Consider the following 25,850-nt stretch of genomic DNA (forward strand, 5'->3'; position numbering starts at 1 on the left):
GAATAAATCATACTTACCAGATGGTTATACAAGTCGTGTAAGTAAATGCAGGGGACGGGGATACCGGAAGGGTCACCGTCCCCATAATGTGATGATGCCCGGGCTTCAGGATCGGAAATCTGACATAAGCCTGCTTGCAGGAAGATTTCTGAACTTTTGATCCTGACATCATATGAGTAGATAATTCCGCAGTTGTATCCCCCAGGGGTACGAGGCGTTTCGATAAGGTGAAAGAAAATGGCAGAGAAAAGAGATTATTATGAGGTTCTGGGTGTAGAGCGCGGAGCTGATGATGCGACCTTGAAAAAAGCATACCGGAAACTGGCAAAAAAGTATCATCCGGATATGAACCCAGGGGATAAAGAAGCAGAAGCAAAATTTAAAGAGGCGACAGAGGCGTACACTGTACTGAGTGATCCGGAAAAGAGAAGAACATATGACCAGTACGGTCATGCAGCATTTGAAAATGGCGGAGCCGGACAGGGTGGCGGTTTCGGTGGATTCGACTTTAACGGCGCAGATATGGGCGATATCTTCGGCGATATTTTCGGGGATCTGTTCGGTGGCGGAAGAAGCCGCAGAGCGAACAATGGTCCGATGCGCGGAGCAAATCTGCGTGCAGTGGTTCACATTACCTTCCAGGAAGCAGTTTTCGGCTGTGAGAAAGAACTGGAACTGACACTGAAGGATACCTGTACCAAGTGTAACGGAACCGGTGCAAAACCGGGCACTTCTCCGGAGACCTGCAGCAAATGTCATGGAACCGGTCAGGTAACATATACCCAGCAGTCCATGTTTGGTATGGTGCGAAACGTACAGACCTGTCCGGACTGTGGTGGAACCGGTAAGATCATCAAAGACAAATGCCCGGATTGCCGGGGAACCGGATTTACCGCAAGCAGAAAGAAGATTCAGGTATCTATTCCGGCTGGTATTGATGATGGACAGAGTATCCGTATCCGTGAAAAAGGAGAACCCGGAACTAATGGTGGACCGAGAGGAGACCTGCTGGTAGAAGTACAGGTGGCTCGCCATCCGATTTTCCAGAGACAGGATATGAATATCTTCTCCACGGCACCGATCACTTATGCACAGGCTGCACTGGGTGGCAAGATCCGCATCAGCACGGTAGACGGTGAAGTAGAATACGAAGTAAAACCGGGAACACAGACCGATACCAAGATCCGTCTGCGTGGAAAAGGTGTACCGTCACTGAGAAACAAAAATGTTCGCGGTGATCAATATGTTACACTGGTTGTTCAGGTACCGACCAAACTTTCCGAGGAAGCAAAAGATGCGCTTCGTGCATTCGATGCGGCATGTCAGGGAAAACCGGCGCCGGAAAAAGAAAAGAAAAAACGTTTTATGGATAAATTGAAAGAAACGTTTGAAGATTAAAGACCATAGCTACAGAAAAAAGGGACTGTCCGGAAAACAGAAATGTTTTCCGGACAATCTCTTTTGTTGCTTTTTTGAACAGAATCTAGTATAGTTATCATAGCTATGCACTTGTGTACTTGTACAGAAAGGTAAGAAAGTTTATGAAATGGAAAAAATTTAAAATAAAAACAGTGACAGATGCAGAAGATATTATCATCAGTACATTATATGATATCGGGCTGGAAGGCGCACAGATTGAAGACAAAGTACCTTTGACTGCAATGGAAAAGGAGCAGATGTTTGTGGATATTCTGCCGGATGGACCGGAAGACGATGGAATCGCTTATCTGAGTTTTTTTGTGGAAGAGACAGAAGACGGAACCCTTACGGTAAATGGAGAAGAAAAGACCGAAGAAGAGATTCTTTCCCAGGTGAGAGAAGAACTGGAATCTCTGCGGATGTTCTGCCAGATCGGAGAAGGAAGTATCACAGTTGACGAGACGGAAGACATTGACTGGATCAATAACTGGAAAAAATATTTCAAACAGTTTTATGTGGATGATATCCTGATCATCCCTTCCTGGGAAGAAGTAAAAGAAGAAGACAAAGATAAAATGATTATACATATCGATCCGGGCACTGCCTTCGGAACCGGTATGCATGAGACTACACAGTTGTGTATCCGTCAGCTGAAAAAATATGTAACATCGGAGACAGAACTTCTCGATGTGGGAACCGGAAGTGGTATCCTTTCTATCATTGCACTGAAAATGGGGGCAAAACATGCAGTCGGAACTGATCTGGATCCATGCGCAGTACCGGCAGTAGAAGAAAATAAAGAAGTAAACGGAATCGCACCGGAAAGCTTTGATATGATGATCGGAAATATCATCGATGACAAAGAAGTACAGGATAAAGTAGGCTATGAATGTTACGACATCGTAGTGGCAAATATTCTGGCAGATGTTCTGGTGCCGCTGACCCCGGTCATTGTCAACCAGATGAAACCGGGTGCTGTATACATTACCTCCGGTATCATTGATGACAAAGAGCAGACCGTAGTTGATGCCGTAAAGGCAGCCGGTCTGGAGATTCTGGAAGTAACATATCAGGGTGAGTGGGTATCCGTAACCGCAAGAAAGCAGGCGTAAGATGTATCGTTTTTTTGTAAAACAAGAACAGATTGATATGGAAGAAAAAAAGATACATATCACAGGCAGTGATGTGAACCATATTAAAAATGTGCTTCGGATGCGTCAGGGAGAGACGATCCTGATCAGTGCAGGTGATAATCTGGAATACACCTGTCTGGTGAGCGAGATGGAAGCAGAAGAAGTAATTGCAGATATCAGTTATGTGCAGGAAGTGGGCATGGAGCTGCCGTCAAAGATTTATCTGTTTCAGGGACTTCCAAAGAGCGACAAGATGGAGATGATCATTCAGAAAGCTGTGGAACTTGGTGTCTATGAAGTGATTCCGGTGAGCACGGCCCGGGCGGTAGTAAAACTGGATGCGAAAAAAGAAGCTTCCAAACAGAAACGGTGGCAGACGATCGCAGAAAGTGCTGCCAAACAGTCCAAACGAATGGTGATTCCAGAGATTCATTCTGTTATGAAGTTTTCAGAGGCAGTAAACTATGCCGAAGAGCTGGATATCCGGTTTATTCCGTATGAACTTGCTGAAAATATGGCACACACGAAAAAACTGTTTGAACAGATCGAACCGGGGCAGTCTATCGGTATCTTTATCGGACCGGAAGGTGGATTCACACCGGAAGAGATCGAACTGGCGATGAATCATCAGGTACAGCCGATCACACTGGGAAAACGGATTTTAAGAACAGAGACAGCAGGAATGACAGTGCTCTCGATTCTGATGTTCTTATTGGAAGGAAAGGAATAACAAGTGGAAGCATATTTAGATAATTCGGCCACTACCCGTTGCTATGAAGAAGTGAAGGATATCGTCGTGAAAACCATGATGGACGACTATGGCAATCCTTCTGCCATGCACCAGAAGGGTGTGGAGAGTGAACGATACGTGAAAGAAGCTGCCGGACAGATTGCAGCTACATTAAAAGTACAAGAAAAAGAGATTTATTTTACCTCCGGTGGAACTGAGTCCAACAACTGGGCGCTAATCGGAACTGCTCTGGCGAACAGACGCCAGGGGAACCATATTATCATCAGTAGTATTGAACATCCGGCCGTATCTGCTCCTGCAGAATTTCTGGAGAGCCAGGGATTTGAAGTGACGAGACTGGGTGTGAATGCACAGGGACAGATTTCTCCGGAAGAACTGAAAGAAGCGATTCGCCCAGAGACGATTCTGGTATCGATAATGTTTGTAAATAACGAAATCGGAGCGGTGGAACCGATTGCAGAGATCGGAGAGCTGATCAAGCAGGTAAATCCGAAAACGTATTTTCATGTGGATGCGATTCAGGCCTACGGAAAGTTCCGGATCCTTCCGAAAAAGATGCATATCGATATGCTTTCCGCGAGCGGACATAAGATTCACGGACCGAAGGGAACCGGATTCTTATATATCAGTGAAAAAATGAAGATCGTTCCGATCATTTACGGTGGTGGACAGCAGAAAGGCATGCGTTCCGGTACGGACAATGTGCCGGGAATTGCAGGACTGGGATTGGCTTCCAAAATGGTTTATGATCATCTGGAAGAAAATGATAAGCATATGCGTGGGCTTCGTACGTATTTCGTCAGAGAACTTGCAAAGATGGATCAGGTCGTGGTACACGGTCCACAGGGAGAAGAAGCGGCACCGCAGATCGTAAGTGCTGCCTTCGTGGGCGTGAGAAGCGAAGTCTTATTACATACCCTGGAAGAAAGAGGTATCTACGTATCCGCCGGAAGTGCCTGCTCTACGCACAAAAGAAGTGGAAGTCCTACACTGACAGCTATTGGACTGCCGAAGAATCAGATGGAAGCAACCGTTCGGTTCAGCTTCTGTGAGACAACCACAAGGGAAGAACTGGATTACACGTTACAGGTGTTAAATGAAGTCATACCGATGCTGCGTCGATATGCGAGACATTAATCACAGCAAGTAGCAGAAGGAGAAAAGAGATGTTTAAAGCATTTTTAGTAAAATATGCGGAAATCGGCATCAAAGGAAAGAACAGATATCTGTTTGAAGATGCACTGATCCGTCAGATGGAATATGTATTGAAACCGGTAGAAGGAACCTTTCATGTAACCAAAGAGCAGGGGAGAATCTATGTGCTGACTGAGGGTGATTTTGATTATGAAGAAGCTCTGGAAGCATTAAAACGGGTATTTGGAATCGCGTATATCTGTCCGGTTGTGATTAAGGAAGATCAGGGTTACGAACAATTGGAAAAAGATGTGGTAGCTTATGTGGATCATGTATATCCGGATAAAAATAAATCATTCAAAATGCATGTCCGTCGTGCAAAGAAGACCTATCCTGGAACATCTATGGAACTGAATGCAGATCTTGGAGGAGCGATTCTGGACGCTTTTCCGGAGATGAAAGTAGATGTCCATAATCCGCAGCTGCTGATCACCGTTGAGATCCGCGAAAAAATCTATATTTACTCCGAGTCTATTCCGGGACCGGGCGGTATGCCGATCGGAACCAACGGAAAAGCGATGCTTCTGTTATCCGGTGGTATTGACTCTCCGGTAGCCGGATATATGATCGCAAAACGTGGCGTAAAGATTGACGCTGTTTATTTCCATGCACCGCCATATACTAGCGAACGTGCAAAACAGAAAGTTGTGGATCTGGCAAAACTGGTGGCAAGATACAGCGGACCGATCAATCTGTATGTGGTTAACTTTACGGATATTCAGCTGTATATCTATGATCAGTGCCCACACGATGAGCTGACGATCATTATGCGCCGGTATATGATGAAGATTGCGGAACGCATCGGAAAAGAGCAGGGATGCCTGGGACTGATCACAGGAGAGAGCATCGGCCAGGTGGCCAGCCAGACCGTGCAGAGTCTTGCTGCAACGAATGAAGTATGTACGATGCCGGTATTCCGTCCGGTGATCGGATTCGACAAACAGGAAATTGTGGATATTTCCCTGAAGATCAATACGTATGAGACATCCATACAGCCATACGAAGACTGCTGTACGATTTTTGTGGCAAAACATCCGGTAACAAAACCGAATATTCAGATGATCAAAAAATCAGAGAAAAAACTGGAAGAGAAGATTGATGAGATGATGGATCAGGCAGTCAATACTGCAGAACGCATTTACATTGAGGCATAAAATCTGACGAAACGCAGAAGTACAATATCATTCCATTCTGACTCGTAACTGCACAAGTGCTGAACAGTTACGAACAGTAAATATAAAAAGGGAGCCTGTTGCAAACAGACTCCCGATTTAAAAATTCAGACTCAGTCAATGATATATGGAGCAAGTACTTTTAATACTTCATCCAGGTTGTTTCCTTCTGCATGAACATTCAGATTGATCGGTTTGGAAAGATCCAGACTGAAGATACCCATGATGGATTTTGCATCGATGACATATCTTCCGGAAACCAGATCAAAATCGAAATCATATTTGGAAATATCGTTTACAAATGCTTTTACTTTGTCAATGGAATTAAGTGAAATACTAACAGTTTTCATGATAACTTCCTCCCGAAAATTCAGATTATTTTTTGGCCGTGCCGGAGGTAAATCTGTCAATAACAGTTCCTGGCAGCACATTTCAGCTAAATTTATCTTACCGTTTTGGATGGTAAAAGTCAAGGTGAAAGCATACAAAGATTCAAAGAAAACGAAAGAATAATTTGGCAGAAAAGAAAGAAGGTAGACAATGAAAGGAAAAGTTGCACTGCATAATCTGGGATGTAAAGTGAACGCATACGAGACAGAAGCAATGCAGCAGATGTTAGAGGCAGCAGGATATGAAATCGTACCCTTTGAACCGGGAGCAGACATCTATGTGATCAATACCTGTACTGTGACCAACATCGCTGACCGTAAATCGAGACAGATGCTTCATAAGGCCAAAAAGATGAATCCGGATGCTATTGTGGTGGCAGCCGGATGTTATGTCCAGGCGGATACAAAAAAAGCAGAAGCAGATGCGTCTATAGATATCATAATCGGGAATAATAAAAAACAGGAACTGATTTCCATACTGGAAAACTATCGATCAGGCCAGCAGAAAACCACGGAATGTGTGGATATCAATCATACAAAAGAATATGAAAAACTGGAGATCGACCGTACCGAAGAACATACAAGAGCATACCTGAAAGTCCAGGACGGCTGCAATCAGTTCTGTACGTATTGTATGATTCCGTATGCAAGGGGAAGGATCCGCAGTAAAAAAACAGAGGATGTTGTAGGGGAAGTGAAACGGCTTGCAGCATCCGGTTGTCAGGAAGTGGTACTGACAGGGATCCATCTGAGTTCTTATGGAAAAGAACGTCCGGAAGAACAGGAGAATCTGCTGACGCTGATTCAGGCAGTGCATGAGGTAGACGGTATCGAGAGGATTCGTCTTGGATCTCTCGAACCGGGGATTATTACGAAAGAATTCGCAAAAGCGATCAGCAGTCTGCCGAAAGTGTGTCCGCATTTTCATCTGTCACTGCAAAGCGGATGTACTGCTACACTGAAGCGAATGAATCGACGGTACACAGCGCAGGAGTACCGGGAAAAATGTGAAATTCTGAGAAAATATTATCCGGCACCGGCACTGACTACCGATGTGATCACAGGATTTCCGGGAGAAACAGAAGAAGAATTTGAGGAAAGCCGCAGTTTTGTGGACAGTATTCATTTTTATGAGACACATATTTTCCCGTATTCGAAGAGAGAAGGAACGAAAGCAGCAGTCATGCCGGATCAGCTTCCGGAACAGATAAAAAAAGAAAGAAGCAGAGTTTTGATCGCTCTCGGACAAGAACGCCAGAGAGAATATATGGAGCAGTTTTTGGGAAAGAAAAAAGAAGTTTTGTTTGAAGAACAACAGAAGATTCAGGGTCAGACCTACTGGACGGGGCATACGATGGAATACCTGAAAGTTGCGGTAATATCAGAAGAAAATCTGGAAAATAAACGTGTTATGGTACAACTGCAAAACATCATCGGTCAGGATCTCATTCTTGCAGAATAGCAAAATTATGTGGAACAAATCGGTGATCCGGCAGAATAACAGTAATCGGCAGAATGTTACAAAACTGATAAATAGCAATGGAAAGTTTAAAAAAACTGTAAACTTGATTGAATTTTTGCATCTTCTGTATTAGAATAGAATAGATATCAAGTATAGTCGAGGACGTGAAAAAATGGCAAATTTAAGCAATACACAGTATTTTAAAGTGAAAACAGAGCCGGAAGTACAGGTGAAAGAAGTCCTGGATGTGGTATACACAGCGATGGAAGAGAAGGGTTATAACCCGGTTAACCAGATTGTAGGTTATATTATGTCCGGAGATCCTACGTATATCACCAGTTACAAGGGTGCCAGAAGTATGATCATGAAAGTGGAACGTGATGAACTGGTAGAAGAACTTCTGAAAGAGTATATTAAAAACAGATCCTGGGAGAATCGCTGATGAGAATTCTAGGACTTGATTACGGCTCAAAGACAGTGGGAGTCGCAGTAAGCGACCCCCTTGGTTTTACTGCCCAGGGTGTGGAAATCATCCGCAGAAAATCAGAAAACAAGATGCGCCAGACGCTGGCAAGAATTGAAGAACTGATTGCACAGTATCAGGTAGAAGAAATCGTACTTGGTTTACCGAAGAATATGAATAATACACTGGGAGACAGGGCTGAGAAATCTCTGGAGCTGAAAGAAACGCTGGAGAGACGAACAGGTCTGCCTGTTGTGATGTGGGATGAGCGGCTGACAACTGTATCTGCCAACCGTGTATTGATGGAGACGGGAGTACGCCGGGAAAACCGGAAAGAACATGTGGATGAAATCGCTGCGGTATTTATTCTGCAGGGATATCTGGATTATCTTGCGAATAAGAATGAAGAAACAGGACGGTAGAATCATTATGGATAAAATCAAATTTGTGACAGATGAAGGCGAAACAGTGGAATTCTATGTAGAAGAGCAGACCAGGGTGAACGGTACAGATTATCTGCTGGTAACAGACTCCATGGATGATGAAGCTAACGCCTACATCCTGAAAGACTCTTCTGAGGAGACGGATCCGGAAGCGGATTATGTGATGGTGGAAGATGACGTGGAACTGGAAGCCATGTCAAAAGTGTTCAGTCAGATGATGGATGATGTGGATATTGAGATGTAAGCAGTGACGGAGGTGCTATTTGAAAAAAAGTAACGGTGGAAAATTGAAAATCATTCCTCTGGGCGGACTGGAACAGATTGGAATGAACATTACTGCCTTTGAATACGAAGACAGTATTATTGTGGTGGACTGTGGTCTGGCGTTCCCGGAGGACGATATGCTGGGAATCGACCTGGTCATCCCTGATATTACCTATTTGAAAGATAATTATGAAAAAGTGAAGGGTTTTGTGATCACTCACGGACACGAGGATCATATCGGAGCTCTTCCTTATGTTTTGAGAGAAATTAATGCACCGATCTACGCAACCAAGCTGACGATCGGTCTGATAGAAAATAAATTAAAAGAACACAACTTACTTCGTACCACAAAAAGAAAAACCATCAAACACGGACAATCGATCAATCTGGGATGTTTCCGAATCGAATTTATAAAAACAAATCACAGTATTCAGGATGCTTCTGCACTTGCTATTTATTCTCCTGCCGGAATCGTTGTGCATACCGGTGACTTTAAAGTAGATTATACACCGGTATTCGGCGATGCCATTGATCTGCAGCGTTTTGCAGAGATTGGCAAAAAAGGTGTTCTTGCACTGATGTGTGACAGTACCAATGCAGAGAGAAAAGGATTTACCATGTCAGAACGTACCGTGGGAAAAACTTTTGATAATCTGTTTGCAGAGCATAAAAATACAAGAATCATCATTGCGACGTTCGCATCTAACGTAGACCGTGTACAGCAGATCATCAACTCTGCTTACAAATACGGAAGAAAAGTAGTTGTGGAAGGTCGAAGTATGGTCAATGTCATTGGAACAGCGTCTGAACTTGGCTATCTGAATGTGCCGGACAACACACTGATTGATATCGATGAAATGAAAAATTACCCGGATGAGCAGATGGTTCTGATCACAACCGGAAGCCAGGGAGAATCTATGGCAGCTTTGTCCCGTATGGCAGCAAATATTCATAAAAAAGTTTCCATTAAACCAGGTGATACCATTATTTTCAGTTCCAACCCGATTCCGGGTAATGAAAAAGCAGTATCCCGTGTCATCAATGAACTGTCAGCCAAAGGGGCAGATGTTATTTTCCAGGATGTACATGTATCAGGACATGCCTGCCAGGAAGAGATCAAATTGATTTACTCTCTGGTAAAACCGAAATATTCGATTCCGGTTCATGGAGAATTCCGTCATCTGAAAGCACAGGCAGGTATTGCGGAGAGCCTGGGTATTCCGAAAGAAAATATTTTCATCATGCACTCCGGTGATGTGATGGAATTAAATGATGAATCCGCGGAAATTACCGGTAAAGTGCATACCGGAGCAATCCTGGTAGATGGACTTGGTGTCGGTGATGTGGGAAATATCGTACTTCGTGACCGTCAGCATCTGGCAGAAGACGGTATTATGATCGTGGTACTGACACTGGAAAAATACAGTAACCAGCTTCTGGCAGGTCCGGATATTGTATCCCGTGGGTTTGTATATGTGAGAGAGTCCGAAGATCTGATGGGACAGGCAAAGAGTGTTGTAGAAGATGCTATTGATTCCTGCCTGGATCGAAGAATTTCTGACTGGGGAAAAATGAAAGGCGTGATCAAAGATTCTCTTGGTGACTTTTTGTGGAAGAGAACCAAGAGAAAACCGATGATTCTGCCAATTATAATGGAGGCGTAAGATACATGAACAAGATACAGGAATGCGTGGAAAAACTGCTGGAAGTAATCAGAGAGGATTCCGCATATCAGAGGTACCTTGCATGTGAGGAGATGCTGAAATCCAATCCGGAGCTGAAAAAACAGATTGATGAATTCCGTGTAGCTGTCTTTCATATGAACAATGACGATACACAGGAAGATTTGTACGATATTACAGATGAAGTAGAAAACAGATATGAAAAGCTTCGGAAAGTTCCGGAGGTGAATGCATATCTGGAGGCGGAGCTGGATGTCTGTCGGATGCTTCAGCAGGTACTGGAACAGTTTCGAAACGGGATTGATCTGAATATCCCGAATGTATGATCACACTGCCGGACATCCCCGCGTTATATGTGGGAAGGATAAGCAAGGAGTATAGATGGGTAGTAAGAAAAAGAAAAAAGATGCAACGTATCAGGCTGCCGTAAGTGGAGCCAAGGGGGCGATTCGGATTCTGCTCTATGTTTTGCTGATCTGTGGACTGATTTTTGTTGGAAAAACGGCATACAGTTTCGGGTATTTGATCTTCTATCAGGAACCGGAGGCTCATACACAGGCAGATGGGCAGGAGGTAACTGTGATTGTTCATGAAGACGATTCTGTCTATGATGTGGGGGAAATTCTGCAGGAAAAAGGATTGATTGAACGACCGGTTATCTTCTGGGCACAGGAAAAACTCTCCGATTATCGTGGTAAGATCAGGCCTGGTACTTATCTTTTGAATACGCATGAGACGGTTGATGAGATGCTTGCCATCCTGTCAGGGAAAAACACAGAGGGACAGCCGTCTAAGGAAGAAGAAAGCAGTAGTTCTGATGCGGAAGACCCAGAGTCAGGAGAGGAGAGTGCCTCATGATTGTAGACGAACGTATGGTGACTTTTATCAATTCTCTGGACGAAGGTCATACAGAATTCCTGGAACAGCTGGAAAAAGAAGCTAGGGAAGATGCGGTTCCTATTGTAAGAAGGGAAATGCAGAGCTTTTTAAAGTTTCTGATGGCAGCTGCCAGACCGAAACGGATTCTGGAGGTGGGAACTGCAGTTGGGTTTTCTGCTCTTTTGATGTGTGAATATAATCCGGAACCCTGTCAGATCATAACCATCGAAAATTACGAAAAGAGGATCCCGATTGCCCGGGATAATTTTAAAAAAGCGGGTAAAGAGGAGCAGATCGAACTTCTGGAGGGAGATGCAGCAGAGATTCTTCCCACGCTCACCGAACCCTTTGATTTTATTTTTATGGATGCAGCCAAAGGACAGTATCTTCATTTTTTACCGGAAGTGTTGCGACTTTTAAAGAGTGGAGGTCTTTTAGTGTCGGATAATATCTTGCAGGAAGGTGATCTGATTGAGTCACGGTTTGCGGTAGAACGAAGAAACCGGACCATCTATAAACGGATGCGTGAGTATCTGTACGAATTGAAACACAATGACGAGCTGGTAACTTCTCTGCTCCCACTTGGAGATGGGGTTGCAATCAGCACGAAACGATAGGAGAAAGAATCATGAGAATTCCGGAATTACTTGTTCCGGCCAGCAGCCTGGAAGTACTGCAGGTTGCGGTTATATTTGGTGCGGATGCAGTCTATATCGGAGGCGAGGCTTTCGGTCTGCGTGCAAAAGCAAAGAACTTTTCAAAAGAAGATATGTCAGAAGGGGTACGGTTTGCCCACGAACATGGTGTAAAAGTATACGTCACAGCTAATATTCTGGCACATAATCAGGATCTGGAGGGCGTCCGGAAGTATTTTGAAGAACTCCGGGAAATCGGACCGGATGCACTGATTATTTCGGATCCGGGAGTCTATCAGATCGCAAAAGAAGTATGTCCTGAGATCGAACGTCACATTAGTACTCAGGCAAATAACACCAATTATGGTACATACCAGTTTTGGTATCAGATGGGAGCCAAGCGAGTGGTGACAGCAAGAGAATTGTCGCTGGAAGAGATTCGCGAGATTCGAAGCAGAATTCCTGAAGATATGGAGATCGAGACTTTTATTCATGGAGCGATGTGTATCTCATATTCCGGAAGATGTCTGTTAAGCAATTATCTGACAGGAAGAGATTCCAATCAGGGAGCATGTACTCATCCGTGTCGATGGAAGTACTCTGTTATGGAAGAAAGTCGTCCGGGAGAGTATTTTCCGGTCTATGAAAATGAAAGAGGAACTTTTATTTTCAATTCTAAGGATTTGTGCATGATCGAACATATTCCGGATCTGATCAATGCCGGAATCGACAGCTTTAAGATTGAAGGACGTATGAAGACTGCGTTGTATGTGGCAACAGTTGCCCGGACCTATCGGAAAGCCATCGATGACTATCTGAAAGATCCGGCACTGTATGAGGAAAATATGTCGTGGTATCAGGAACAGATTTCCAACTGTACTTATCGGCAATTTACCACCGGATTCTTTTACGGAAAACCAACTCAGGAAGCACAGATTTATGATAATAATACGTATATTAAAGAATATACTTATCTGGGTATTGTGGGAGAGACAAATGAAGAAGGAAAATATTGTATCTCTCAGAGAAACAAGTTCTCTGTAGGAGAACAGATCGAAGTTATGAAGCCAAATGGCGATAACATCGAAGCGACAGTAAAAAGTATTCAGGATGAAGAAGGCAACCAGATGGAGAGTGCACCACATCCGAAGCAGATTCTTTATATTGATCTGGGAATTAAACTGGATCGATATGATATTTTACGTAGAAAAGAACCGGTCACGGAGCTTTAATACAGCATTTTTTTCAATGCGGGAGACATAGGAACGGCTGATTCCCAGCCGTTTTCCAAGTGCCCGCTGTGTCAATTCTTTTTCACCGAAAAGCCCATAGCGGTATTTAATTACTTCATATTCCAATGGTGAAAGAACTTCCCTCAAACAACCATACAATTGAAGAATTCGTTCCTTATGGATACACTGATCAGTGATATCCTGTTCGTTAGCTTCCACAATATCCAGAAGATGAATCTCGTTCCCTTCTTTGTCTGTACCGATCGGTTCGTACAGGGAAACTTCTCTGGAAAATTTTTTTCGGCTGCGAAGCATCATCAACAATTCATTATCAATACAGCGGGCAGCGTAGGTAGCAAGTCTGCTGCCTTTTGTCATATCATAGGTGGACACGGCTTTGATCAGACCGATCGTTCCTATGGAAATCAAATCATCCAGATCTTCATCAACCCCCTGGTATTTTTTTACAATATGTGCAACCAGTCGCAGATTACGTTCGATCAACACATCTCGGGCAGCCTTATCACCCTGTCGGCATTTACGAAGATAGAAAGTTTCTTCTTGTGTGGTGAGGGGTTTCAGAAAGGTCTTCACATACACACCTCAAAGGGCTTTCTTTCTAATTTATGCCCTGGCGGAAGAATATGTGCTTTTCCCAAAATGTAGAATCAGAGCATATCAAAATATATAATCCCAAAACATACAGAAAATAAAGACAACTATACAGTAACCACTGCCCCGCGAGGTATTTTGCCCCGTAGCTGTGAAGGGGCTGAACAGTTACCAATAAAAAACAAGACGGTGATGGCAGTGCTAACCGTTATTACAGTGATATAACGCAGAGAAAGGAGAGAATATTTTATGTATACAAGTATATTATCGGCAACGATGCAGGGAATCAGGGCGATTCCGGTACAGGTGGAGGTGGATGTGAGTCCCGGGCTTCCCGGATTTTCCATGGTAGGGACAGTGAACAGTCAGGTTCGGGAGGCACAGGATCGGGTCAGAACGTCATTACATAATCTGGAGATACCGGTTCCGCCAAGAAGAATTACCATCAATCTTTCTCCGGCAGATGTACCAAAGGCCGGAACCGGTTTTGATCTTCCGATTACTGCGGCAATCCTGGAATCTCTGGGGCAGCTTCCGAAAGGGGGACTTGAGAGTGTCATGGTAACCGGCGAAGTGGGGTTGGACGGACAGATTAAAAAAGTGAGAGGAGTTCTTGCGATGGTTGAGGAGGCGAGGAAATCAGGATGCCAGGGGTGTATTGTTCCATGGGAAAACCGGAGAGAGGCACAGATGATCCAGGGGATTCGAAGCGTAGGAGTCAGGAATCTGGGAGAGTTTATGCGGACAGTGAGAGAACGGACATGGGAACATCCGGAGAAAGAAAGGGAAAAGATGGAGATTGCACCGGAAATAACAGCAGATTTCAGAGAAATCAAAGGACAGACTGCTGCAAAAAGGGGGGCACTTCTTGCAGCCGCCGGTTTTCATAATATATTACTGATGGGGCCTCCGGGTTCAGGAAAAACAATGGTGGCAAAAAGAATTCCCGGTTTGCTTCCGGCACTGAGTCATGAGGAGGCAATGGAAATTACTTCTATTTATAGTGTGGCAGGATTATTATCTTCAAAAGTCCCCTGGGTATCAAACAGGCCGTTCCGTTCTCCGCATCATACCATATCACCGCAGGCGCTTGCGGGAGGAGGAAAGATACCGATGCCAGGAGAAATCACATTGGCACACAAAGGTGTCTTATTTTTGGATGAACTTCCGGAGATGAAGAGGGAGACACTGGAGATTCTCCGACAGCCGCTTGAGGACGGAGAGATTCATATTGCGCGGGTGGGGGGAAGGTATAGTTTCCCGGCAGAATTTCTTCTGGTGGGTGCGATGAATCCCTGCCCCTGTGGCTACTATCCGGACAGAAACCGCTGCGATTGTGGAGAACATGAGATTAAAAGATATCAGCAGCGGATCAGTCAGGCTTTTCTTGACCGGATGGATATCTGTGTGACTACCAATGCGGCAACTTATGGTGAATTCAGGGGAGAGATACCCGACAGTGACAGTATACAGTGGAGTACAGAAAATATGCGAAAAGAAGTAGAGAGAGCCCGGTTAATACAAAAAGAACGTTTAAAAGAATCCGGAATCTGTTATAACAGCCAGATTCCGCCGGGTGAGATCAGTACATATTGCAAAACAAGTGAAGAAGCAGAAAAAATGTTACAGGGAGCTTTTGAAAAGTTACATCTAAGTGGACGGGCATGTAACCGGATCCTTCGCGTGGCGAGGACAGCAGCGGATCTGGCAGGAAAAGAACAGATTGAAGAAGAAGAGATCGCAGAAGCAATCGGATACCGAAGTTTTGACAAACATTCATGGAAATAGGGGGATAAATGATGAGCGAGAACATAAAAATATATAAGAAAACAGAAGAAGGCTACCCGAAAAATTTATTACAACTTCCGGATGCACCGTCACGGTTATATGTGCTGGGAGAATTACCGGATCCTATGCGGCCGGCGATTGCCATTGTCGGAGCAAGAAACTGTAGTTCTTATGGAAAAAATATGGCATATGAATATGCCAGAATTCTGACTCAAAGAGGAATACAGGTGATCAGCGGACTGGCCAGAGGTGTGGATGCAGCAGCTCATGCAGGAGCCCTGGCAGCAGGGGGAAAAACTTATGGTGTGATGGGATGCGGGGTGGATTTTTGCTATCCTACATCCAGCAGGAAGCTTTACCATGTCATGCAGCAGCAGGGTGGTATTTTGTCCGAATTCGCTCCTGGGACACCACCCCTTTCCTATCATTTTCCACTGCGCAACCGAATCATCAGCGGTCTCTCCGGGGCGATACTTGTGGTTGAGGCAAAAGAGAAAAGTGGTTCTCTGATTACTGCGGATGCCGCACTGGAACAGGGGCGTACGGTTTTCGCTCTTCCGGGGCGTGTAGGTGATCTTTTGAGTGAAGGATGTAACCGGTTAATCTACCAGGGAGCCATCCCGGCATGGAAGCCGGAGATCATTCTGGAAGAGATGGAATGGACGGGAAAGAAGGAAATAATACAGGAGGATTTTACACAGGAGAAAAAAATAGTGCTTGCAAGGGAAGATGATTTGGTGTATAGTTGTCTCGATTTAAACCCAAAAGCCGTGTCACAGTTACAGGACGAGACAGGACTGCCATCCGGAAGTCTGTTGAAGAGTCTATACTATCTGACAGCAAAAGATCTGGCCCGCGAAGTCTGGCAGAATTATTATATTCGCACAGAAAAGAGGTGGGCATAAAAGCACGGCAATACATGTGCTTTTGAAGCACATAATAAAAAATCAGGAGGAAGACATTGGCTAAATATTTAGTGATTGTGGAGTCACCTGCGAAGGTAAAGACGGTAAAAAAGTTCCTTGGGAGCAATTATGAAGTGGCAGCTTCCAACGGACATGTCCGGGATTTGCCGAAAAGTCAGTTGGGCATCGACATAGAGAATGATTATGAACCGAAATATATTACGATTCGGGGAAAGGGAGAATTGCTGGCAAGTCTGAGAAAAGAAGCAAAAAAGGCAGATAAAGTATATCTCGCAACTGACCCGGACCGTGAGGGAGAAGCGATTTCCTGGCATCTGGCAACAGCATTGAAGCTGGATGAAAAAAAGATGCGGAGAATCACTTTTAATGAGATCACCAAAAGCGCAGTGAAAGAGTCGATCAAACATGCCAGAGACATAGATATGAATCTGGTGGATGAACAGCAGACAAGACGTATCCTGGACCGTATGGTTGGTTATAGGATCAGTCCGGTGCTGTGGAAAAAGATCAAACGTGGACTGAGTGCCGGTCGGGTACAGTCTGTTGCGCTGCGGATCATAGCGGACAGAGAGGAAGAAATCAATGCATTTATTCCGGAAGAATACTGGTCACTGGATGCTGTATTTAAAATTCCGGGAGAAAAGAAACCGCTGGTTGCAAAGTTCTACGGAAAAGAAAAAGAGAAGATGACGATTTCCTCCAGAGAAGAAACAGATCGCATCATGGAAGAACTGAAAGGTGTATCTTATCAGGTCAGTGAAGTAAAAAAGGGAGAGAGAGGTAAAAAAGCTCCGCTTCCATTTACTACCAGCACTTTGCAGCAGGAAGCTTCCAAGGCACTGAACTTTTCTACTCAGAAGACAATGCGTCTGGCTCAGCAGCTGTATGAAGGAGTAGATATCAAAGGACAGGGTACCGTTGCTCTGATTTCCTACCTGCGTACCGATTCCACCCGTATCTCGGAAGAAGCAGATGCAATGGCAAGAAGCTTTATCGGCGAACATTACGGAGAATCCTATGTGGCAGTGCGGGAGAGTAAACAAAAAGAAGGAAAGAACATTCAGGATGCACACGAAGCAATCCGTCCGACGGATGTTTCCCGTATGCCGGCCCTTGTAAAAGAATCTCTTTCCAGAGACCAGTTCCGTCTCTATCAGCTGATCTGGAAACGATTTGTGGCAAGCCGTATGCAGCCGGCTATATACGAAACAACATCTGTAAAGATTTCCGGTGGAGAATACCTGTTTACGGTTGCCGCATCCAAGATCAAGTTCGATGGTTTCATGTCCGTTTATGTGCAGGAAGATGAGGAGAAAGCGCAGAACAATACATTGGTACGAAGCATTGACAAAGATACGGTTCTGAATTTTCAGGAATTTGATGAACAGCAGCATTTTACACAGCCGCCGGCACATTATACGGAGGCTTCCCTGGTAAAAACTATGGAAGAACTGGGAATCGGTCGTCCAAGTACTTATGCACCGACCATCACCACAATTATTGCAAGAAGATATGTGGCAAAAGAGAATAAGAACCTGTATATGACAGAACTGGGTGAGGTGGTCAATCAGATGATGAAAGAAGCCTTTCCAAGTATTGTGGATGTCAACTTTACTGCTACGATGGAAGATCTGCTGGATAAAGTGGGTGACGGAACCGTAGACTGGAAAGTGGTAGTTCGGAACTTCTATCCGGATCTTGATGAATCTGTGAAAGAAGCAGAGAAAAATCTCGAGGAAGTTAAACTGGAAGATGAAGTCACTGATGTAATCTGTGAAAACTGTGGAAGAAACATGGTAATCAAATATGGCCCGCATGGAAGATTCCTGGCATGTCCCGGATTTCCGGATTGCAGAAATACCAAGCCGTATCTGGAAAAGATCGGTGTCAAATGTCCGAAGTGTGGAAAAGAAGTAGTTCTTCGCAAGACCAAGAAAGGCCGGAAATATTACGGCTGCGAGGATAATCCGGAATGTGATTTCATGTCCTGGGCAAAACCGATCAATGAAAAATGTCCGAAATGCGGCGGTTACATGGTAGAAAAGGGAAACAAAAAAGTCTGCGCGGACGAGCAGTGCGGGTATGTGGAAGTAAAAGAAAAATAGTAACTATTCAGTAGCCATTATCCCGCGAGGTGTTTGGCATAAATATGCCAAAATCCCGAGACATACAAGCAAAAATGCCATCACCGAAGGTGATTTTAAATGCATTTTTGCTCGTAACTGTGAAGGTACTGAACAGTTACGAAAAATAAATCTTACTGTGCAACGGAAAATTAAAAGATACAGATTTCGGCAAAGAATCTGTATCTTTTAATTTTCCGTTGCAGTGCATATCAATAATTGGTCCGGTGGACCAATTTTAGTTTTCATGGTTTTGATTAGGCAGATAAAACAGTCACAATAAATGAAAAAATTGAAATATTCAGAAAATATTATTGTTATTTAAAGAATATCATGGTACAATATTATAAAAGTATAAAAAAAACAAAAAATCCAGAAAGGAGTAGAAGATGAGCGTACAGTTATTGGACAAAACCAGAAAAATCAATAAATTACTGCACAATAATAATTCTACAAAAGTAGTGTTCAATGATATCTGCAAAGTAATGATGGAAACATTGGATTCCAATATTCTTGTGATCAGTAAGAAAGGAAAAGTTCTTGGCGTCAGTTTATGCCCGGGAGTAGAAGAAATCACAGAATTGATTGAGGATAAAGTCGGAAGTCATGTAGATCCGCTTCTGAATGACCGGTTTTTAAGCGTCTTGTCCACAAAGGAAAATGTGAATCTTCAGACTCTGGGATTTGAGAGGGATGATATCCAGCAATATTGTGCGATTATCAACCCGATTGATATTGCAGGAGAACGTCTTGGAACTGTATTTATGTACCGGAAAGAACGCCAGTACGATATTGAGGATATTATTGTCAGTGAGTATGGAACGACAGTAGTAGGGTTGGAAATGATGCGCTCCGTAAATGAAGAAAATGCAGAGGAAGCCAGAAAGGTTCACGTTGTAAAAGCAGCGTTCAGCACACTCTCGTTTTCGGAACTGGAAGCGATCATTCATATTTTCGATGAATTGGACGGAGATGAAGGAATCCTTGTGGCAAGTAAGATTGCTGACCGTGTGGGAATTACACGTTCAGTTATTGTAAATGCTCTCAGAAAATTTGAGAGTGCCGGTGTGATCGAATCCAGATCCAGTGGTATGAAGGGAACGTACATCAAAGTGTTGAATGATGTGATCTTTGATGAACTTGAAGAACTGAAAGCGAGAAAAAATCTGAAAGTGACAGAAAAGGACGACTGATACAACAACAGCTGAAAAGAAAAGGACAGAAGAAAGAAGAAAAGGAGAACCTCCTGGTCTTCTTTCTTTTTTGTTGCTTTGCATCTGAGAAAAAATGACAAAATGGAAAAAATATAGAAAAGTGAGAAAATAAGAGAAAAAATGAGTATATATTTAAAAATAAGAGAATATATTAAAAATACCAGCGAAAAGTGAAGTTGCGAAAACAGGGCAAAATTACTAATATAAGACCATCGGTAGCACTCGATACAAACGAGTGCTAATAAAACAGATTATACGCTTAAAGGAGGCAAATAGATATGAAATTAGTACCATTGGGAGACAGAGTTGTATTAAAACAGTTAGTTGCAGAAGAAACCACAAAGTCCGGTATTGTATTACCGGGACAGGCACAGGAAAAACCGCAGCAGGCAGAAGTCGTGGCTGTAGGACCTGGCGGAATGGTTGATGGAAAAGAAGTAAAGATGGAAGTTGCGGTTGGAGACCAGGTTATCTATTCCAAATATGCAGGAACTGAAGTAAAGCTGGACGGAGAAGAATATATCATTGTAAAACAGAATGACATTCTTGCCGTTGTAAAATAATCGATTTTCAGAAAGAAAAAGAGAGATAGAATCAGGAGGAAAAAATCATGGCAAAAGAGATTAAATTTGGAGCAGAAGCCAGAGCAGCTCTGGAGAGAGGTGTAAATCAGCTGGCTGATACAGTAAGAGTTACGCTTGGACCGAAAGGAAGAAATGTTGTACTGGCAAAACCATATGGTGCTCCATTGATTACAAATGATGGTGTTACGATTGCAAAAGAGATCGAACTGGAAGATGGATTTGAAAACATGGGCGCACAGCTGATCCGTGAAGTTGCATCCAAGACCAATGATGTAGCAGGTGATGGTACTACAACAGCAACTGTACTGGCACAGGCTATGGTAAATGCAGGTATGAAGAACCTGGCAGCAGGTGCAAACCCGATTGTTCTGCGAAAAGGCATGAAAAAAGCCACCGATAAAGCGGTAGAAGCAATTGCTTCTATGAGCAAACCGGTAGAAGGAAAAGAACAGATTGCAAGAGTTGCAGCAGTATCTTCCGGAGATGAAGAAGTTGGTAAACTGGTAGCTGATGCGATGGAAAAAGTTTCCAAAGACGGTGTTATCACCATTGAAGAATCCAAGACAATGAAAACAGAACTGGATCTGGTAGAAGGTATGCAGTTTGACCGTGGATATATTTCCGCATATATGGCAACAGATATGGATAAGATGGAGGCAACTCTGGATAATCCGTATATCCTGATCACAGATAAAAAGATCTCCAATATTCAGGAACTGCTGCCACTGTTAGAGCAGATTGTACAGTCCGGTTCCAAACTGCTGATCATCGCAGAGGATATCGAAGGTGAAGCTCTGACAACTCTGATCGTAAACAAACTGAGAGGAACTTTCTCTGTAGCAGCTGTAAAAGCACCTGGTTATGGTGACAGAAGAAAAGAAATGCTGCAGGATATCGCTATTCTGACAGGTGGTCAGGTGATCTCTGACGAACTGGGACTGGATCTGAAAGAAGCAACTCTGGAACAGCTTGGTCGTGCGAAATCTGTAAAAGTTCAGAAAGAAAGCACTGTTATTGTTGATGGTGAAGGCGATAAAGAAGCTATCAAAGCAAGAGTGAACCAGATCAAAGGACAGATCGAAGAGACAACATCTGAATTTGACCGTGAAAAACTGCAGGAAAGACTGGCAAAACTGGCAGGTGGTGTAGCAGTTGTACGTGTTGGTGCAGCTACTGAGACAGAAATGAAAGAAGCAAAACTGCGTATGGAAGATGCTCTGGCAGCTACCAAAGCAGCTGTAGAAGAAGGTATCATCGCAGGTGGTGGTTCTGCTTACATCCATACGACAAAAGTTCTGCAGGGACTGGTTGATACTCTGGAAGGAGACGAGAAGACAGGTGCTCAGATCATCATGAAAGCCCTGGAAGCTCCTCTGTTCCATATTGCTGCCAATGCAGGTCTGGAAGGATCCGTAATCATCAACAAAGTAAAAGAATCCGAAGTTGGCATTGGATTTGATGCATACAAAGAAGAATATGTAGATATGGTAAAAGCAGGTATTCTGGATCCGGCAAAAGTAACAAGAAGTGCACTGCAGAATGCTACCAGTGTTGCATCTACTCTGCTGACAACAGAATCTGTAGTATCTATTATCCCGGAAGAAGCACCGGCAGCACCGGCAGGTAACCCGGGAATGGGAATGATGTAATTTACGAAGGTAAGATAAGAATTGTATAACTGTTCGGTGTCTGCTGAATAGTCACCGGAGTTCATAAAGATTTAAGAAAAGCAGGAGCTGACCAGATAGACGGCGGCTCCTGTTTGTGTTAAAATGAAAATGGATCTGACTGGGTATCACAGCGGGCAGGGGAAAAGAAAAGTAAGGCGTCAGAAAGGAACAGGGATGGAACAGAAACGATACGAAAGCGACATGACCCCGAAAGAAAAAAGGGAACTGGAACGAAAAAAACTGAAACAGATGACAGCCGGGCAGAAACTGGAATATATCTGGGCTTACTATAAGCCACATATGGCAGTGGCGCTGGGAATTATTCTGCTTATTGTTTTTATCGGACAGATGATTTATCGGAGTCAGTTCGATACAGTTTTTTATGCAGCAATCATTAACGGAACAGCCGGAGACGGAGAGGTGCTTGCAGAAGATTTTAAAAATTATACCGGTGACACAGATAAATATCATGAATATACTATTGATAATTCCATGTATCTGATGAAAGATCAGGAAGACTATCAGATGGTTATGAAGTTGTCCACGATCATCGGTGCACAGCAGGTAGATGTATTGATTGCACCTGAATACAAATTTCAGGAGTATGTAGAACAGGATGGTTTTTATCCGATGTCGGAACTTCTTACGGATAAACAGCAGGAAGCATATAAAGATGATTTGACAGGGTACGGACTGCATGTGGGAGACAGCAAAGTACTTCAGTCTTTTGGAGTGGATGAAGATTCATATATGGGAGTACTTGTCTATTCGGATCATCTCGATGAAGCCAAATCATTTATTACATATATTATGGGTGATGGAAACACGCCTGATGAAAACGAAGGAGGACAAAAATGAGTGATTTGTATTTGGAAGAACTGGTAAAAAGAAGGAAAACAGGAACAGATCAGGCACTGCGGTATGTACTGATGGCACTCACTGCCATCGGGGTTGTTCTGTCGCTTCTTACCTGGAACCTGATCATTATTGCGGTTTCTATCGCGATCTGCGTGGCGGACATCTTTATTTTTCCGAGATTTCAGACAGAATGGGAATATCAGTATGTCAACGGGGAACTGGATGTGGATCGTATCATAAACAAGGCAAAGAGAAAACGAATGGCATCTTATGATATCTCAAAAGCAGAACTGATCGCGCCGGCAGCATCTCACAGGTTTGATTATTATAATAATAACCAGAAATTAAAGGTATGCGACTATTCATCCTGTAATCCGGAGAGAGAAAAACTGGTTTATGCCATGGTGATTCCGGAAAAAGAAGGACTGCTGAAAGTACTTTTTGAGCCATCGGAACATATGGTCAAAGATTTTCGGTTGAAAGCTCCACGGAAAGTGTTCTTTGATTAACATTGACACCACGGTTGTTTTTTGCTAAACTAATTCTCAACAATGTAAAGCATACGAAAGGAGAAAAAAATGGGTACAATTATTGGTGACGGAATTACTTTTGATGATGTGTTACTGGTTCCTCAGTATTCAGAAGTAACTCCCAACATGGTAGATTTATCTACACATTTAACAAAAAAAGTTAAACTAAACATCCCGATGATGAGTGCAGGAATGGACACAGTTACTGAACATCGTATGGCGATTGCCATGGCAAGACAGGGAGGTATTGGTATCATTCATAAAAACATGTCTATCGAGGCGCAGGCTGATGAGGTGGACAAGGTAAAGCGTTCAGAGAACGGAGTCATCACAGACCCATTTTTCCTTTCACCGGAACATACACTGGAAGATGCCAATAATCTGATGGCAAAATTCAGAATTTCCGGCGTACCGATTACGGAAGGCAGAAAACTGGTTGGTATCATCACTAACCGTGATCTGAAATTTGAAGAAGATTTTACAAAGAAAATCAAAGACTGTATGACATCCGAAGGACTGATCACAGCAAAAGAGGGTATCACTCTGGAAGAAGCCAAGAAGATTCTTGCACAGGCAAGAAAAGAAAAATTGCCGATCGTAGATGATGACTTCAATCTGAAAGGTCTGATCACCATCAAAGATATTGAGAAGCAGATCAAATATCCGTTGTCTGCAAAAGATGAAAATGGTCGTCTGCTCTGTGGTGCTGCCGTTGGAATCACAGCAAATGTTCTGGAGCGTGTGGATGCTCTGGTAAAAGCGAAAGTCGATGTTATTGTTATTGACTCTGCTCACGGACATTCCGCAAATATCTTTAAAACACTGCGTCAGATCAAAGCAAAATATCCGGATCTGCAGGTGATTGCAGGTAACGTTGCAACAGGCGCAGCAACCAGAGATCTGATCGAAGCCGGAGCCGATGCGGTAAAAGTAGGTATCGGACCTGGATCCATCTGTACAACCCGTGTGGTTGCAGGAATCGGTGTTCCGCAGATCACAGCCGTTATGGACTGTTATAATGCAGCAAAAGAATATGGTGTACCGATCATCGCAGATGGTGGTATCAAGTATTCCGGAGATATGACGAAAGCGATTGCAGCCGGAGCGAATGTATGTATGATGGGCAGCATGTTTGCCGGATGCGATGAGAGTCCGGGAAGCTTTGAACTGTATCAGGGTAGAAAATATAAAGTATACCGTGGTATGGGATCTATTGCAGCGATGGAGAACGGAAGTAAAGACCGTTATTTTCAGACCGATGCGAAGAAACTGGTACCGGAGGGTGTCGAAGGTCGTGTCGCATACAAAGGTCACCTGGAAGACACGGTATTCCAGTTAATCGGAGGACTTCGTTCCGGTATGGGATATTGCGGAGCAAAAGATATTGAGACATTAAAAGAAACCGGAAAATTTGTAAAGATTTCCTCAGCATCTTTAAAAGAATCTCATCCGCATGATATTCATATTACAAAAGAAGCACCAAACTATAGCATTGATGAGTAGTAACTATTCAGTGGAGAATCATCCGTAAGGTACTGAACCGTTACGAGGAATAAATAAAGCAGGCGGTCTCAGGGGTGGAGGCCGCCTTTTTGGGTATACAGGAGAAGTGTTATGAGTGGGAGAAGAACTGGGGGGAGAAACCGACAGGGGAGCAGAACAGTTCACAGAAGACGGATGACGAGACAGCGAAGAAGACAGCAATTGATCCGACGATCGATGATTGTACTGTGTATTGCTTTTTTATGTATTATTGGTCTGATATTTTTATGCAAAAAATTATTTTTTTCACAGACGGGAAAAAATATGGTACAGGAGACTGGACAGATTGACTGGAAAGGCGCTCCGGAACTGGATGTGGAACTGCTGGATGTCAACGAATATTCCAGACCGGGAGCCACACTGAAACAGGTAAATGGAATTGTGATTCACTATACTGCGAATCCAGGAAGCAGCGCCATGGCAAACAGGGATTATTTTGAGGGACTTAAAGATGCACATACCACAAAAGCCAGCAGTCATTTTATTGTAGGGCTGGAGGGGGAAGTTGTGCAATGTATACCAACTACGGAAATTGCATATGCTTCTAATGATCGAAATGGGGATACCATATCCATCGAATGCTGTCACCCGGATGATACAGGCGCTTTTAACACAGTGACTTATCAGTCGATGGTACAGCTGACAGCCTGGCTGTGTAACAGATTCGGACTTACAAGTCAGGATGTGATCCGCCATTATGATGTGACAGGAAAAATCTGTCCGAAATATTTTGTGGAACACGAAGATGCCTGGGAACAGTTTAAGGCAGATGTACAGCAGCAGATTGGAGTTCTTGTATCTTAAGACAGGGGAAACAAATAAAAAACGCATAAAAAAGTACCGGAAGCGGTTGCAAAACAGAAAAAACATGTTACAATAGTGTTA

At 43.6% G+C, this 25,850-nt stretch carries 27 protein-coding genes; 25 read left to right on the forward strand and 2 right to left on the reverse strand.

The genetic code is table 11. From position 1 onward, the window contains the following. The first annotated feature begins 237 nt into the window (after window positions 1-237). From dnaJ to thiI, 5 genes are all read left to right on the forward strand, one after another. Entirely contained in the window at window positions 238-1,398 is a 1,161-nt protein-coding gene (gene dnaJ, locus FYJ57_RS08160; protein WP_117525664.1) for a molecular chaperone DnaJ, read from the forward strand. A 143-nt stretch (window positions 1,399-1,541) separates the two neighbouring features. After that, on the forward strand, window positions 1,542-2,531 hold the full coding sequence (gene prmA / locus FYJ57_RS08165; protein WP_154432307.1) for a 50S ribosomal protein L11 methyltransferase: 990 nt from the start codon (window positions 1,542-1,544) through the stop codon (window positions 2,529-2,531). A 1-nt stretch (window position 2,532) separates the two neighbouring features. Then, window positions 2,533-3,282: a 16S rRNA (uracil(1498)-N(3))-methyltransferase gene (locus FYJ57_RS08170; protein WP_022398979.1), complete on the forward strand. Its 750-nt coding sequence runs from the start codon at window positions 2,533-2,535 to the stop codon at window positions 3,280-3,282. A gap of 3 nt (window positions 3,283-3,285) precedes the next feature. After that, on the forward strand, window positions 3,286-4,440 hold the full coding sequence (locus FYJ57_RS08175) for a cysteine desulfurase family protein (protein WP_287890896.1): 1,155 nt from the start codon (window positions 3,286-3,288) through the stop codon (window positions 4,438-4,440). 29 nt (window positions 4,441-4,469) lie between these two features. Next, window positions 4,470-5,651 (forward strand): tRNA uracil 4-sulfurtransferase ThiI, encoded by a 1,182-nt coding sequence (gene thiI, locus FYJ57_RS08180; RefSeq protein WP_117525662.1) that lies wholly within the window; start codon window positions 4,470-4,472, stop codon window positions 5,649-5,651. Window positions 5,652-5,782: 131 nt separating this feature from the next. On the opposite strand, the gene FYJ57_RS08185 is transcribed toward thiI, so the two are convergent. After that, entirely contained in the window at window positions 5,783-6,019 is a 237-nt protein-coding gene (locus FYJ57_RS08185; protein WP_022171296.1) for an HPr family phosphocarrier protein, read from the reverse strand. Between the two features lie 190 nt (window positions 6,020-6,209). Here FYJ57_RS08185 and mtaB point away from each other — a divergent pair, with 190 nt between their 5' ends. From mtaB to FYJ57_RS08230, 9 genes are all read left to right on the forward strand, one after another. Next, window positions 6,210-7,520 carry a tRNA (N(6)-L-threonylcarbamoyladenosine(37)-C(2))-methylthiotransferase MtaB gene (gene mtaB / locus FYJ57_RS08190; RefSeq protein ID WP_154432308.1) on the forward strand — a complete coding sequence of 437 codons (1,311 nt, stop codon included), beginning with the start codon at window positions 6,210-6,212 and terminating at the stop codon, window positions 7,518-7,520. Between the two features lie 172 nt (window positions 7,521-7,692). After that, complete coding sequence (locus tag FYJ57_RS08195; RefSeq protein ID WP_022008878.1) at window positions 7,693-7,962, forward strand: IreB family regulatory phosphoprotein; 270 nt, start codon at window positions 7,693-7,695, stop codon at window positions 7,960-7,962. Then, the gene (ruvX, locus tag FYJ57_RS08200) at window positions 7,962-8,405 is read left to right on the forward strand and encodes a Holliday junction resolvase RuvX (RefSeq protein WP_022171298.1); all 444 of its coding nucleotides are present in this window, start codon (window positions 7,962-7,964) and stop codon (window positions 8,403-8,405) included. The genes FYJ57_RS08195 and ruvX overlap by 1 nt, the downstream gene beginning before the upstream one ends. A 7-nt stretch (window positions 8,406-8,412) precedes the next feature. Further along, window positions 8,413-8,670, forward strand: coding sequence for a DUF1292 domain-containing protein (locus FYJ57_RS08205; protein ID WP_022171299.1), 258 nt, complete (start codon window positions 8,413-8,415; stop codon window positions 8,668-8,670). Window positions 8,671-8,689: 19 nt separating this feature from the next. Further along, a complete protein-coding gene (locus FYJ57_RS08210) occupies window positions 8,690-10,354 on the forward strand; it encodes a ribonuclease J (RefSeq protein WP_022171300.1) in 1,665 nt (554 codons plus the stop codon). 5 nt (window positions 10,355-10,359) lie between these two features. Beyond that, on the forward strand, window positions 10,360-10,698 hold the full coding sequence (locus tag FYJ57_RS08215; RefSeq protein WP_154432309.1) for a YlbF/YmcA family competence regulator: 339 nt from the start codon (window positions 10,360-10,362) through the stop codon (window positions 10,696-10,698). Between the two features lie 55 nt (window positions 10,699-10,753). Next, window positions 10,754-11,230, forward strand: a complete 477-nt coding sequence (locus FYJ57_RS08220) for an endolytic transglycosylase MltG (RefSeq protein WP_154432310.1) — start codon at window positions 10,754-10,756, stop codon at window positions 11,228-11,230. Next, window positions 11,227-11,868 (forward strand): O-methyltransferase, encoded by a 642-nt coding sequence (locus FYJ57_RS08225; protein ID WP_022171303.1) that lies wholly within the window; start codon window positions 11,227-11,229, stop codon window positions 11,866-11,868. The genes FYJ57_RS08220 and FYJ57_RS08225 overlap by 4 nt, the downstream gene beginning before the upstream one ends. A gap of 11 nt (window positions 11,869-11,879) precedes the next feature. Further along, window positions 11,880-13,118 carry a peptidase U32 family protein gene (locus FYJ57_RS08230; protein WP_022171304.1) on the forward strand — a complete coding sequence of 413 codons (1,239 nt, stop codon included), beginning with the start codon at window positions 11,880-11,882 and terminating at the stop codon, window positions 13,116-13,118. On the opposite strand, the gene sigK is transcribed toward FYJ57_RS08230, so the two are convergent. Beyond that, complete coding sequence (gene sigK / locus FYJ57_RS08235) at window positions 13,086-13,712, reverse strand: RNA polymerase sporulation sigma factor SigK (RefSeq protein WP_022171305.1); 627 nt, start codon at window positions 13,710-13,712, stop codon at window positions 13,086-13,088. The genes FYJ57_RS08230 and sigK overlap by 33 nt on opposite strands. A 267-nt stretch (window positions 13,713-13,979) precedes the next feature. Between sigK and FYJ57_RS08240 the strand changes: the two genes are divergently transcribed. The 11 genes from FYJ57_RS08240 (at window position 13,980) to FYJ57_RS08285 (ending at window position 25,769) form a co-directional block, all read left to right on the forward strand. Next, window positions 13,980-15,518 carry a YifB family Mg chelatase-like AAA ATPase gene (locus FYJ57_RS08240; protein ID WP_154432311.1) on the forward strand — a complete coding sequence of 513 codons (1,539 nt, stop codon included), beginning with the start codon at window positions 13,980-13,982 and terminating at the stop codon, window positions 15,516-15,518. Window positions 15,519-15,526: 8 nt separating this feature from the next. Next, entirely contained in the window at window positions 15,527-16,423 is an 897-nt protein-coding gene (gene dprA / locus FYJ57_RS08245; RefSeq protein WP_235904509.1) for a DNA-processing protein DprA, read from the forward strand. Window positions 16,424-16,479: 56 nt separating this feature from the next. Next, window positions 16,480-18,549, forward strand: coding sequence for a type I DNA topoisomerase (topA, locus tag FYJ57_RS08250; protein WP_154432312.1), 2,070 nt, complete (start codon window positions 16,480-16,482; stop codon window positions 18,547-18,549). Between the two features lie 407 nt (window positions 18,550-18,956). After that, complete coding sequence (codY, locus tag FYJ57_RS08255) at window positions 18,957-19,760, forward strand: GTP-sensing pleiotropic transcriptional regulator CodY (RefSeq protein ID WP_022172700.1); 804 nt, start codon at window positions 18,957-18,959, stop codon at window positions 19,758-19,760. Between the two features lie 299 nt (window positions 19,761-20,059). Then, window positions 20,060-20,344 (forward strand): co-chaperone GroES, encoded by a 285-nt coding sequence (gene groES, locus FYJ57_RS08260; RefSeq protein ID WP_022398993.1) that lies wholly within the window; start codon window positions 20,060-20,062, stop codon window positions 20,342-20,344. Between the two features lie 47 nt (window positions 20,345-20,391). Next, window positions 20,392-22,014 carry a chaperonin GroEL gene (gene groL / locus FYJ57_RS08265; protein ID WP_154432313.1) on the forward strand — a complete coding sequence of 541 codons (1,623 nt, stop codon included), beginning with the start codon at window positions 20,392-20,394 and terminating at the stop codon, window positions 22,012-22,014. A gap of 195 nt (window positions 22,015-22,209) precedes the next feature. After that, window positions 22,210-22,893, forward strand: a complete 684-nt coding sequence (locus tag FYJ57_RS08270) for a hypothetical protein (protein WP_154432314.1) — start codon at window positions 22,210-22,212, stop codon at window positions 22,891-22,893. After that, window positions 22,890-23,402, forward strand: coding sequence for a DUF6106 family protein (locus tag FYJ57_RS08275; RefSeq protein ID WP_022172696.1), 513 nt, complete (start codon window positions 22,890-22,892; stop codon window positions 23,400-23,402). The genes FYJ57_RS08270 and FYJ57_RS08275 overlap by 4 nt, the downstream gene beginning before the upstream one ends. A gap of 69 nt (window positions 23,403-23,471) precedes the next feature. Beyond that, on the forward strand, window positions 23,472-24,926 hold the full coding sequence (gene guaB, locus FYJ57_RS08280) for an IMP dehydrogenase (RefSeq protein ID WP_154432315.1): 1,455 nt from the start codon (window positions 23,472-23,474) through the stop codon (window positions 24,924-24,926). An 89-nt stretch (window positions 24,927-25,015) separates the two neighbouring features. Continuing rightward, entirely contained in the window at window positions 25,016-25,255 is a 240-nt protein-coding gene (locus FYJ57_RS15460; RefSeq protein WP_227617398.1) for a hypothetical protein, read from the forward strand. After that, the gene (locus FYJ57_RS08285; protein WP_235904510.1) at window positions 25,143-25,769 is read left to right on the forward strand and encodes a peptidoglycan recognition protein family protein; all 627 of its coding nucleotides are present in this window, start codon (window positions 25,143-25,145) and stop codon (window positions 25,767-25,769) included. Before FYJ57_RS15460 ends, FYJ57_RS08285 begins: the two co-directional genes overlap by 113 nt. Window positions 25,770-25,850 lie beyond the last annotated feature (81 nt).

It is taken from the genome of Oliverpabstia intestinalis, from assembly GCF_009696065.1.
Taxonomy (GTDB): Bacteria; Bacillota; Clostridia; order Lachnospirales; family Lachnospiraceae; genus Oliverpabstia; species Oliverpabstia intestinalis.

Excerpts from the sequence above, each read along its gene's own strand:
- groES (WP_022398993.1), top strand. The coding sequence starts at position 20,060 with ATGAAATTAGTACCATTGGGAGACAGAGTTGTATTAAAACAGTTAGTT.
- dprA (WP_235904509.1), top strand. The coding sequence starts at position 15,527 with ATGATGAGCGAGAACATAAAAATATATAAGAAAACAGAAGAAGGCTAC.
- FYJ57_RS08285 (WP_235904510.1), top strand. The coding sequence starts at position 25,143 with ATGATTGTACTGTGTATTGCTTTTTTATGTATTATTGGTCTGATATTT.
- FYJ57_RS08170 (WP_022398979.1), top strand. The coding sequence starts at position 2,533 with ATGTATCGTTTTTTTGTAAAACAAGAACAGATTGATATGGAAGAAAAA.
- guaB (WP_154432315.1), top strand. The coding sequence starts at position 23,472 with ATGGGTACAATTATTGGTGACGGAATTACTTTTGATGATGTGTTACTG.
- FYJ57_RS08270 (WP_154432314.1), top strand. The coding sequence starts at position 22,210 with ATGGAACAGAAACGATACGAAAGCGACATGACCCCGAAAGAAAAAAGG.
- codY (WP_022172700.1), top strand. The coding sequence starts at position 18,957 with ATGAGCGTACAGTTATTGGACAAAACCAGAAAAATCAATAAATTACTG.
- FYJ57_RS08185 (WP_022171296.1), bottom strand. The coding sequence starts at position 6,019 with ATGAAAACTGTTAGTATTTCACTTAATTCCATTGACAAAGTAAAAGCA.
- FYJ57_RS08195 (WP_022008878.1), top strand. The coding sequence starts at position 7,693 with ATGGCAAATTTAAGCAATACACAGTATTTTAAAGTGAAAACAGAGCCG.
- FYJ57_RS08215 (WP_154432309.1), top strand. The coding sequence starts at position 10,360 with ATGAACAAGATACAGGAATGCGTGGAAAAACTGCTGGAAGTAATCAGA.
- FYJ57_RS08205 (WP_022171299.1), top strand. The coding sequence starts at position 8,413 with ATGGATAAAATCAAATTTGTGACAGATGAAGGCGAAACAGTGGAATTC.
- FYJ57_RS08275 (WP_022172696.1), top strand. The coding sequence starts at position 22,890 with ATGAGTGATTTGTATTTGGAAGAACTGGTAAAAAGAAGGAAAACAGGA.
- groL (WP_154432313.1), top strand. The coding sequence starts at position 20,392 with ATGGCAAAAGAGATTAAATTTGGAGCAGAAGCCAGAGCAGCTCTGGAG.
- ruvX (WP_022171298.1), top strand. The coding sequence starts at position 7,962 with ATGAGAATTCTAGGACTTGATTACGGCTCAAAGACAGTGGGAGTCGCA.
- FYJ57_RS08230 (WP_022171304.1), top strand. The coding sequence starts at position 11,880 with ATGAGAATTCCGGAATTACTTGTTCCGGCCAGCAGCCTGGAAGTACTG.
- FYJ57_RS08220 (WP_154432310.1), top strand. The coding sequence starts at position 10,754 with ATGGGTAGTAAGAAAAAGAAAAAAGATGCAACGTATCAGGCTGCCGTA.
- thiI (WP_117525662.1), top strand. The coding sequence starts at position 4,470 with ATGTTTAAAGCATTTTTAGTAAAATATGCGGAAATCGGCATCAAAGGA.
- FYJ57_RS08240 (WP_154432311.1), top strand. The coding sequence starts at position 13,980 with ATGTATACAAGTATATTATCGGCAACGATGCAGGGAATCAGGGCGATT.
- prmA (WP_154432307.1), top strand. The coding sequence starts at position 1,542 with ATGAAATGGAAAAAATTTAAAATAAAAACAGTGACAGATGCAGAAGAT.
- FYJ57_RS08225 (WP_022171303.1), top strand. The coding sequence starts at position 11,227 with ATGATTGTAGACGAACGTATGGTGACTTTTATCAATTCTCTGGACGAA.
- dnaJ (WP_117525664.1), top strand. The coding sequence starts at position 238 with ATGGCAGAGAAAAGAGATTATTATGAGGTTCTGGGTGTAGAGCGCGGA.
- mtaB (WP_154432308.1), top strand. The coding sequence starts at position 6,210 with ATGAAAGGAAAAGTTGCACTGCATAATCTGGGATGTAAAGTGAACGCA.